The sequence below is a fragment of the Paenibacillus zanthoxyli JH29 genome, from assembly GCF_000520715.1.
GTDB lineage: Bacteria > Bacillota > Bacilli > Paenibacillales > Paenibacillaceae > Paenibacillus_AQ > Paenibacillus_AQ zanthoxyli.
Genome location: NZ_ASSD01000163.1, coordinates 1 through 9,188, shown reverse-complemented (window position 1 = coordinate 9,188; position 9,188 = coordinate 1). Strand labels below are relative to the sequence as shown.

Sequence of the window (9,188 nt, the reverse complement as noted above, 5' to 3'; positions counted from 1 at the left end):
AAACTTATAAAAGCGTTGATCAAACTCGGCGTAGAGCGGATTCGGATTGTGCCTGGTATGGTGAGTCAGCCGTTCTACCGCCGTCACCACTGCTTGAGTGGATAACAATTCCAAGGCGATAAACTGCTCTTGAATGACCGTAATCAAGAACAACAGCGCCTCTTGGTACACATGGAGAGTCGCATCTAGCATGCGGTGGTGAGATGTAATCGGATGTTTGAGTGTTTTGACCACCTTCATGAGATACGCCTCCATCGCAAGTTGATGGATCTAGCATAACACAAGAACGTATGTTTGGTAAAGCAGACGTGTCTACCCCCGCCTTCGCTGTTGGCTTAGAGCTGGGGGACTGCGACACTAAATCTGTTCAATCGCCCGGATTCTCATAATATCAAGGGTTCTTTCCTGACAGGTTAATGCAGTATGGCAAATGATTTGCGCCCCTTTTAGCATTAATTCTCTTGAGCTTTCCGGGAACCATCCTTCAAAACATATAACAATTCCCACCTCAATGATATCAAAGACTTCTGAGCTCGTTCCACTAGAAAAAATTTTGGATTCATGATCCGTAAGATGCCTTTTCCTTTGCTTTCCAATATATCCTTATGGCCCTGCTACGATTGCGGTAATATAAAGATGACCGTTTTCTTTTTCTGCAATGGCTCCAACGAAATGGCAATTTGCATTTTTAGCAATTTCAATGAGCCTGTTTGTTGTATACCCGTTAGGAATTTCTTCTGCGATTTCCATCAATTCGCTCGCTGAGTCAAAAAAATAACCTGTTGAGAATAACTCAGGCATAACCACCAAATCAACCGAATCTGCCGAATGACTGATTAGCTTCTCAATGGTGTCTAAGTTTTTTATAATATCCCTTTTTTCCACATTCATTTGTAAAGAACCAATGATCATTTCATTAACCTCCCGCATAAAATCCTCCAACGGCGTTCAAGCTACCTGGTAGTGCTCCAATAAGCACTTTAAACTCCAGGAGGCGATAACGAATGGCAAAACCGGATAATCGGGCAGACAATGTTGAGCATTTACAGCAAAGTATTCAGAATACACAAAGAAATCTTCATGAAGCTGAAGACTATTTAGATGAATTTGCCTCTGAAATCAGCAGCGAGGAACGTAAGCAAATCGAGGATAAGAATGAGCGCCGTAAAGAGAGTATTAAAGGCTTTCGGGAAGAGGTAAAGGACGAAGCGGCACATTCGAAAGAATAGTTAAAAATGCAGATCCGGCCTGAAAAGTTCAAACGAAGCTGGATCTGCTTTTTCTTGGGTCCATCTCCCGGTACGGACAACCAGGTTACACGGTCCGCAATCACTACCCCGGCGCCCTATTCCCTCATATTCGCCTTCCACAGTTTGCGGATATAGACCATTTGCCCAATATGATAGGCATTGTGGGTCGCTGCGTTGCTGATGATCTCCCACCATTTAGCTGGCGCTGGAAATCCTGTCACTCCGGCTTCGAGGCTTTCTTCGGTCAGCAGCTTCTGCCACCCTAGAAGCACATCTAGAAGTTTTGCATTCAAGTCGCGAAATGTAGTGTTTTCCGGTATGACAAAGCTGTTGTTGTTATCTCCAACAGGGGGTACAGCGTCCATCCGGCGCTGCTGGTACCTGATCTGCCACGTTTCATTCCAATACAGCAGATGTTGGGTAAGCTCAGCGATACTGCTGCTGTTCGGGTCAGGCTTCCAAAAGGCTTCTTCCTCCGTGATGTCCCGGGCCGCCTGCATGAACGGGATATACCAGCTCGGGTCATTAGCGTTGGCTAATAATTGATTGCTAAGGACATCCTTCGCATGAACCATTTTCTCCCCTCCTCAGAGCCCCGGCTCATATTCGCTTAATTTCCCTTCGTAGATCAAATGCAGCCGGTCATTTTGCCGAAAATCATCCGGTGTAACGAGCGCAGGCAGCTTATTCCACAGCTTTATACCGGACCGCTCCAGAATTTCCGCGACGAATTGCGAACAAAAGTAGGAGTTGCTGAATTCGACCGGTTCTTTTAGCGCGACGCCGATCAAGCCCAGAATGTTATAGAGGTACTTTTGGCGGCTTCGGATAAAGATTTGCAGAACCCGCTTCATTTTCTCAACTTCCCGGCTTGTTACTCGAAGCTCGTAGATGACGCATGTAGTATTCGGATACTTGCTGAATGTGCCTGTCTTGAGATCTTCCTTCACAAATCCCCCATTCAGGGGGTTGCTCGGATGCTTTCTCCCGAAGCTGTACAGCTCCGAAAGTTCCCGGTTGAAGGAAATCGAGGCGTGATTGTAAGGCGCTTTCGTGTAGCCTTGAATGATTTTCGTAAAAAGTGTTCCGGTATTCGTAAGCAGGATATAGACCGATTGATCAGCTTCCATTTACAAATTTTCCCCTTATCAAGTTCGAGCGTTTCCTTCATAATAACATAAGATCCCTGTAGTGGAATCCTACCCTTGGGCAAGTTGGTGATTGGCAGTGAACAGTTCGCTATTAACGATGGTTCTTATTTTTGCAGTCTTATCCGTCATCCATCTCCTGTATTATATGATGGGCAGAATACAGCCGGACAAAGACTATACGGGACTTGGATTTCGCATCAAGACCTGGTGGGGCATGTTTCTCGTTTTTTGCTTGGCTACCCTTTTCAACCCGATCGTTTCGCTCCTTTCCCTAATGGTGCTCGCCTTTTTCGCGCTGAAAGAATATTTCTCGATGATTAAGTCGAAAAAAGCCGACCGCAGGCTGTATCTATGGGCGTATTTGTCGATTCCCGTGCAGTTCTATTGGATTTATATCGGATGGTACGGGATGTTTATTGTCTTCATTCCTATCTATGTATTCTTGTTCCTTCCGCTCCCGAGGTTGATTAACAAAGGAACGGTCGGGTTTCTGCGCAGCGTCAGCCGGGCCCAATGGGGACTCATGCTGATGGTGTTCGGACTTAGCCACCTGGCCTATTTCCAAATCGCCACGCCGCAGTACGGAGCGGGTCTTGTGCTTTTTCTGGTGGTGCTAACGCAGCTTGGTGATGCTGTACACCATCTCGCATCGATCTATTTCGGCAAGCGGAAGGTCGTCCCGACCGCTAACCCGAATTTGACTTGGGAAGGCTTCGCATGCGCTTTTCTCGTAACGACAGGGGCTTCGTATCTGATTTACCCCCACCTGACGCCGCTTAACCTGACTTTCGGTATCGTTTCCGGCATGCTGATCAGCCTGAGCGGTTTCTTCGGCAGCTTAACCGTTTCCGTACTGAAGCGGGATTTGTTAATCGGCGATGACGATAAGTTCGATGCGCTGAAAAAAAGCTACTTAAGCCGAGTCGATAGCTTGACCTACACCACGCCGGTCTTTTTCCACATGATCCGTTATTTTTTTGATTTTATGTAGGTGTACTAAGCTCGGATGAATCGTATACTCCGTATCAAAGCCTCTTTCGAATATCCGGAATAACCCGGGATTAAGGTATAAAATATACGGCAAATTGACCATATCCTGAAAATATTGTCCGAGCTCTTCACTGCCCTTTTGAAGCTGAACCTCGCTGATCTGATATTCGTGCTGCTCTACCTTTTCTTTGGTATGAAAATAGATAGCCAGTACCGAAATGAAATAGGGCACAATAATACATACGAGAAGCATGACCAATAAGCGGTTACGGATGCTGCTTTTCATGGCATGGATGTTCCTTTCCGTGGTTTCCGTCTCGGTCTATTATAGAACAAGAAATACATTGTAATGGATAGATATAATTGGAAAATTAGAGAAATACAGCTTCTTACATACGGCTTCAGAGAAATTAGCGACTCAACTTTCGCACCTGGAATATTGCCATAAACCAAAGCCTTACGAACTATTTGATAGAATTCATTAACTCGAAGAAGTATTTTGGTTCATGAGTCTGATAAAGATTGAACCATGAATGTAATGTTTCTGGTGCAAATACATCTAACACCTTCAATACATGCATCGCAAATTCCAACGGAGCTATTCCTGATGCAGTAACTAAATTCCCATCAGTTACTGCTGGTTCCATTTCATAATATTTTTCTCCAACATAATTAGGACAAATCATTTTCAGGTATTCTAGATTGTTGCTTGTATGTCTTCTTGAGTCTAGCAATCCCCTCTTTGCAAGTCCCAATGTTGCACCACAAATCGCCGCAACAACAGTACCTCGTTTTAAGGATTTAGAGGCCTTTTCCAATACGGGTTCGTGAATTGTCTCTATCCAAGTATTTCCGCCTGGAAGAACTAAAACATCAGTACTCTCCAAAATACACTCATCAATAGCAATACTTGGCAGTATTTTCAATCCTCCCATTGTAGTAACAGGATTTTTATCAACGCCTACTGCAATCACCTCTAAAGGCGCTAATTCTTTTTTAAAATACCTTCCCGAGTTTAGTTCAGCAATTAAATAACCTACCTCCCAGTCTGACATAGTATCAAATACATAAAGATACACTTTTTTTGTATGCATAATACACACTCCTTTTGTAATTAATTAATCGATATACCCTATTATAAAAAAACTTTACTGACACCTTCCGTCAGTAAAGTTATCAAACTTGATAATAATTAATTAATTCATATAAAACTTCAATAAGTTTTTGCTTCAAACTTATTGGTTCAATTACTTGAATAGATTTGCCATAGGGTAAAAGTAAATACGGTACATACGTATGAATTGCTTCTTCTTCTAGTAGAAATATCACTTTCTTTGAAGTCCGTTCTTTGAAATGATGTCCTAAAAACCAATGCTGGCATAAGTTATCCAACGCACTTGTCTTACCACCAACAACTAAAGGCATAAGTCCTTGCTTATCTTCTACTTCTGGAAGTAGGTTTTTCATAAAAAATTCATCTGCCGAAAAAAACTTTGGACGATTGAAGGTAATTTTTGTTTGAATAATACTGATAATTCGCCCCACTCTAAAACTGCGGATTTCATTCCTTAGATGACAAAATGCAATGACATACCAGTTATTATTCCAATAAATAATTCCATATGGATCAACAATCCTACGCTTGGGTTGCTCTTCACGACTTGTACGGTATTCAATTTCTACAGATGATTGGTTTACTATACCTTGCTCCAATTTCTTCAATATTGGCTCCATAGATGACTTTCCAATTGGACTTATTACTTCAAGCCCTTCTAAATGCTGCTTGATCATTCTTTCCTGCTCTTGATTTGAATACATTTTTAGCTTTGATGTTGCTCTGTTTAATGCCTCCCCTAAAAAATATCCAGCTTCTTTGGCAAAAACAGCAGCATGAAGTAATGCAGTTTGCTCATCAACATCAAAAAGAAGAGGACTTTCAATAAAATTATTCAACAGGGTATACCCCCCATTATGACCTGTGTCAGATATAATCGGCACACCACTGGCAGAAAGTGCATCAATATAACGGTAAACAGTCCTTATATTAATCTCTAGCTTTTCAGATATTTGTTTTGCAGTAATTTTCCTGCCTGAATTCAACATCCATAGAATCGCCATCATATTGTCAATTTTAGAAATAAGATTTCACCTCATTTATTTATGGTACGGTTCACCGTAAATTAGGCAGTTTAATAGTTATAATTGTTGTACATAATAAGTGTAATTGAGTATACTAAAAGTAGGAGTAAAGCATTGACCCAATTGGGTTTACACGTGTAAAAGGTGGTGTAATAAATGACGTATTCATTTAATTATGAGCATTTTGATATTGTGGAGAATAGACTGGTTTTTCATCCAAACTTGAATCCATTTGATTATGAGATAAATCAACTCATTCTTGAGGCAGAGAGAAATATTGGGGCACTAGCTCGACTTGGCTTAAAAAGCCACCCCTTAAAGCCTACTATTTTACGTAACTCACTGGTTAGAACAGCACATTTCACCACCAAAATTGAACAGAATAAACTCGAGTTTAAAGAGGTAGAGCAATTATATCAAGATTACAAAAGAAACCCGCTAACTATAAAACAAAAAGCGCAAATAGAAGTAAAAAATGTCTTTGAGACCTATGAGTTTATTTATAGTTTAGATCCAAACAAGGATTTTTCAGATATGGATGAGCCTGTACTTAAAAAAATACAACATACTTTAATGAATAGTTTGACTGGCTATCCAGAAGGTTATAGGAATATACCAGTAGCTCTTCAAGATGGCGATGGGCATGTCAGTTACCAACCACCAGCATTTAACGAGGTTCCTAGCCTCATGCGAGCGTATTTTTCTTGGCTTTACACGAGTGTAACCGGATATATCAATCCATATGAAACAACAATCGTTAATCCTGAAAAAAAAGTGCACCCTTTAATCATTTCTGGGATCACTCATCATTTAATAGGTTATATCCATCCCTTTCCTGATGGCAATGGAAGAACAGCTCGAGCATTTTCTACGTTAGTGGGTTTAATACACAACGACCTTGCCACGATTAAGGATGCTTTTAGTGTAGAGGAATTCTTTGATAAAAGAATCGAGGATTATTATGATACGCTTATGGCCGCAACCCAAGGTAATCTCAAACCATTCATTGTTTTCTATCTTGAATGTGTCAACGCATCGCTTACCAAAGTTCTCAAGGAATTGCAGCGTTACGATAGAATAAAACATATTCGTGAACTACTGGGTAAAGGACATGCAAAAACAATGTTCGAACTAATCAGCAGAATGAACGATGGAGAGATATTCCACAGACAATTGTTTGATGATACCCTGGATGCTTCTTCCTCAAGTATTGCCAAAAATATTGCAAAACTTAAAGATTTAGGCGTTATAAAGTCAGGAGACAATCGCGGGGAATACATCGTCTGTATTGTGGATTAGCGTATCGCAATTACTGAAGTGAATTGCACGGAATGGTTTAAGGATAGCTTTTTAGCATCAGCAAAAAGGGACGGTCCCTTAGTCATCTTTCATGACTTACGGGACCGTCCTTCGCTACACAATCAACTGTGCTGGCTAGACGGTTTCAGGGGTTCTTTCCCTTTTCTTTCGAGTACCCGGACAAGAATCCAGACCGCAAGGCTTGCGATGACCACTACGATTACCGATCCTCCGGCGTGCAGCAGCAGTACGGGAACCCAGAGCAGCCCAAGTGAACGATGCACCGTACGCATCCACTTGTTACGAACCTTATTAATGAGGAAGCCGTATCCGGCGATTGCGAGCAGAATGGCGAATCCCGCTAGACCGGTGTAAATGTTGTTGTCTTCCGGTCTGGCAAACAAAAAATAGATACCATGAATTGCGATAACGGCCAAGGTCGCCCATCCAAGCAGCTTGTGCACGGAACGCAGAAACTTCCCGGTTCTCCGCACCAGCAACGACGGCGATTTCAGCTTCCTCTTGAACCAGAACCAGGAGAAACTGCAAGCTCCAAGGAATACGGAAATCGTGCCGAGCGTCTTAAAGATTTCCCCGCTCCCTTCAGGACCTTCTCCTCTTGGAGGACGTATTCCCTCAGCGCCGCCTGCCGGCCTTCCGCTTCCCTGGAACGGAGACACGTAAAAATAATAAGCCACGAGCAGCGCGGCTGCTACAGCCGCTATGATTGCCGGAATCCAGATGGTCTTTTTCGTTTTCATGGGATGCACCTCGATTAAATGGAGTTGCATTCATTCTACCTGGGAGAGATGAACAAATTATTAAAATTATATAAAAAATTTAAATTGCTTAAATAATAGGTTACTTGGTTTCATAGCGAGCCGTTTGCATTCTGAGCGGCTGCTGCTGTTTTTTCCCCTGATACACTTCCTGTACGATATACAGCGGACGTCCCTTGGACTCATCGTAGATCCGGCCGATATATTCGCCCATAATTCCGAGCATCAGCAGCACGAAGCCGTTGAAGGTAAGGGTAATCCCGATGACGGAAGCCCAGCCCTTAACCACCGAATCTGTAAAAATGGCGAGATACAGCACGTACAACAGGTACAGAAAGCCCGACGCCGACAGCAGCGTACCAAGGTATCCGGCCAGCTTCAAAGGCTTATACGAAAAAGAGGTAATGCCGTCCAGCGACAGCTTAACCATCCGCTTCAGCGGATATTTCGTTTCTCCCGCGAGCCGTTCGTCGCGTACGTATTCGATCGCCTTCTGGCGAAAGCCTACCCAGCTGACCAGTCCCCGGACAAACCGGTTTTTCTCCGGCAGGCGCTTCAGCTCGTTGCACACCTTCCGGTCGATCAGGCGGAAATCCCCCGTATCTACCGGAATGTTGATGTCGGTTGAATACGCCAGCACCCGGTAGAACAGGCTCGCCGTCCATTTTTTGAACAAGGATTCGCCGTTTCGCTTCACGCGCTTGGCATACACGACCTCATAGCCGCTCTTCCACTCCTCAATCATTTGCAAAATCAGCTCCGGCGGGTCCTGCAAATCGGCGTCAATAATGATTATGGCATCGCCCAGGGCATAGTCCATGCCTGCGGTTATCGCTACCTGATGCCCGAAGTTGCGGGAAAGGTCGATCAGCTTCACGCTCTCGTCCCAACAGCTGTACTCCTCGATCATCTGAGCGCAGCTATCGACGCTGCCGTCATTGACGAAAATCAGCTCATACGGCTCTCCCGTCGTTCCCATCACTTTTTTGATCCGCTGGTAGGTCTCCTGAATAACCTCTTCCTCGTTGTACATCGGGATAATCACGGAATAGCGCACGTTAGAACTCATGAGCAGCTCCTCCTTTTTAAAAATAAGGTGGCAGGCGCGCTGGCAATAGATTGTCAGTACGCCCACTTGTTATAACCAAAGGCTCTTGACGGTTAGTTCAACGCAACCTCGTACAATGTGCCGCCTGTACCGCTGTTTGCGCCCTGCCATTCCGAGGACGGAATTTCCGTGCCATGCTCAGTGATCCATGTTGTCAATTCCGAGTTCCCCTCACGTCCGCCGCCCATGCCGCCGCCGGAAATATAGAAGTATTTGACCTTGCCGCTCTGGACCAGCGCCTGAAGGGTATCCGCCTTGTACACCACATCCGAGCCGGAGAAGCCATTAAGTATGACGACCTTATTGCCTTCGATGATATAAGGCCCGCCTGTGCTGTAATTCATCGCGGCGAATAAATATTCTTGCCCCGTATTATGCTCTTTCAGATAAGCGACCAGCGATTCGTTAACGTTCTCGCCCTCGCTGCCGCCGAAACCGAACTGGACTTCGCCCAAGCGGCTGTCCCGTGCGC

At 44.0% G+C, this 9,188-nt stretch carries 11 protein-coding genes and 2 pseudogenes; 3 read left to right on the top strand and 10 right to left on the bottom strand.

All coding sequences use genetic code 11. The features are described from left to right. Both L691_RS0106285 and L691_RS33410 read right to left on the bottom strand, forming a co-directional pair. Positions 1–240: pseudogene (locus L691_RS0106285) on the bottom strand (RNA-guided endonuclease TnpB family protein); the annotation flags it as partial. A 117-nt stretch (positions 241–357) separates the two neighbouring features. Then, positions 358–912, bottom strand: a pseudogene (locus L691_RS33410) (carbon-nitrogen hydrolase family protein). A 92-nt stretch (positions 913–1,004) separates the two neighbouring features. Here L691_RS33410 and tlp point away from each other — a divergent pair. Beyond that, positions 1,005–1,229: a small acid-soluble spore protein Tlp gene (tlp, locus tag L691_RS0106275; protein WP_025689449.1), complete on the top strand. Its 225-nt coding sequence runs from the start codon at positions 1,005–1,007 to the stop codon at positions 1,227–1,229. A gap of 116 nt (positions 1,230–1,345) precedes the next feature. On the opposite strand, the gene L691_RS0106270 is transcribed toward tlp, so the two are convergent. Further along, positions 1,346–1,825 carry a DinB family protein gene (locus L691_RS0106270; protein ID WP_025689448.1) on the bottom strand — a complete coding sequence of 160 codons (480 nt, stop codon included), beginning with the start codon at positions 1,823–1,825 and terminating at the stop codon, positions 1,346–1,348. 12 nt (positions 1,826–1,837) lie between these two features. Then, the gene (locus L691_RS0106265; protein WP_025689446.1) at positions 1,838–2,380 is read right to left on the bottom strand and encodes a hypothetical protein; all 543 of its coding nucleotides are present in this window, start codon (positions 2,378–2,380) and stop codon (positions 1,838–1,840) included. 97 nt (positions 2,381–2,477) lie between these two features. On the opposite strand from L691_RS0106265, the gene L691_RS0106260 reads away from it, so the two are divergent. Beyond that, on the top strand, positions 2,478–3,392 hold the full coding sequence (locus L691_RS0106260; protein ID WP_025689444.1) for a phosphatidate cytidylyltransferase: 915 nt from the start codon (positions 2,478–2,480) through the stop codon (positions 3,390–3,392). Here L691_RS0106260 and L691_RS33405 read toward each other — a convergent pair. The 3 genes from L691_RS33405 to L691_RS0106245 all read right to left on the bottom strand — a co-directional run bounded on the left by L691_RS33405 (position 3,315) and on the right by L691_RS0106245 (position 5,530). Then, a complete protein-coding gene (locus L691_RS33405; protein ID WP_025689443.1) occupies positions 3,315–3,677 on the bottom strand; it encodes a hypothetical protein in 363 nt (120 codons plus the stop codon). The genes L691_RS0106260 and L691_RS33405 overlap by 78 nt on opposite strands. A 178-nt stretch (positions 3,678–3,855) precedes the next feature. Then, positions 3,856–4,485, bottom strand: a complete 630-nt coding sequence (locus tag L691_RS0106250; RefSeq protein ID WP_025689442.1) for a type 1 glutamine amidotransferase family protein — start codon at positions 4,483–4,485, stop codon at positions 3,856–3,858. Between the two features lie 82 nt (positions 4,486–4,567). Further along, a complete protein-coding gene (locus tag L691_RS0106245; RefSeq protein WP_025689441.1) occupies positions 4,568–5,530 on the bottom strand; it encodes a helix-turn-helix transcriptional regulator in 963 nt (320 codons plus the stop codon). 156 nt (positions 5,531–5,686) lie between these two features. On the opposite strand from L691_RS0106245, the gene L691_RS0106240 reads away from it, so the two are divergent. Beyond that, the gene (locus L691_RS0106240; protein ID WP_025689440.1) at positions 5,687–6,829 is read left to right on the top strand and encodes a Fic family protein; all 1,143 of its coding nucleotides are present in this window, start codon (positions 5,687–5,689) and stop codon (positions 6,827–6,829) included. Between the two features lie 122 nt (positions 6,830–6,951). Here L691_RS0106240 and L691_RS0106235 read toward each other — a convergent pair whose 3' ends face one another. From L691_RS0106235 to L691_RS32535, 3 genes are all read right to left on the bottom strand, one after another. Beyond that, positions 6,952–7,590 (bottom strand): hypothetical protein, encoded by a 639-nt coding sequence (locus L691_RS0106235; RefSeq protein ID WP_025689436.1) that lies wholly within the window; start codon positions 7,588–7,590, stop codon positions 6,952–6,954. 100 nt (positions 7,591–7,690) lie between these two features. Further along, positions 7,691–8,677: a glycosyltransferase family 2 protein gene (locus tag L691_RS0106230; RefSeq protein ID WP_025689435.1), complete on the bottom strand. Its 987-nt coding sequence runs from the start codon at positions 8,675–8,677 to the stop codon at positions 7,691–7,693. A 92-nt stretch (positions 8,678–8,769) separates the two neighbouring features. Continuing rightward, positions 8,770–9,188 (bottom strand): mannosyltransferase YkcB-related protein (locus L691_RS32535; protein ID WP_036735674.1); only part of this gene is annotated, 419 nt, incomplete at its 5' end.

Bases quoted from the DNA above. Each gene is read 5' to 3' on its own strand.
- tlp (WP_025689449.1), top strand. From the start codon at position 1,005: ATGGCAAAACCGGATAATCGGGCAGACAATGTTGAGCATTTACAGCAA.
- L691_RS0106270 (WP_025689448.1), bottom strand. From the start codon at position 1,825: ATGGTTCATGCGAAGGATGTCCTTAGCAATCAATTATTAGCCAACGCT.
- L691_RS0106265 (WP_025689446.1), bottom strand. From the start codon at position 2,380: ATGGAAGCTGATCAATCGGTCTATATCCTGCTTACGAATACCGGAACA.
- L691_RS33405 (WP_025689443.1), bottom strand. From the start codon at position 3,677: ATGAAAAGCAGCATCCGTAACCGCTTATTGGTCATGCTTCTCGTATGT.
- L691_RS0106250 (WP_025689442.1), bottom strand. From the start codon at position 4,485: ATGCATACAAAAAAAGTGTATCTTTATGTATTTGATACTATGTCAGAC.
- L691_RS0106240 (WP_025689440.1), top strand. From the start codon at position 5,687: ATGACGTATTCATTTAATTATGAGCATTTTGATATTGTGGAGAATAGA.
- L691_RS0106235 (WP_025689436.1), bottom strand. From the start codon at position 7,590: ATGAAAACGAAAAAGACCATCTGGATTCCGGCAATCATAGCGGCTGTA.
- L691_RS0106230 (WP_025689435.1), bottom strand. From the start codon at position 8,677: ATGAGTTCTAACGTGCGCTATTCCGTGATTATCCCGATGTACAACGAG.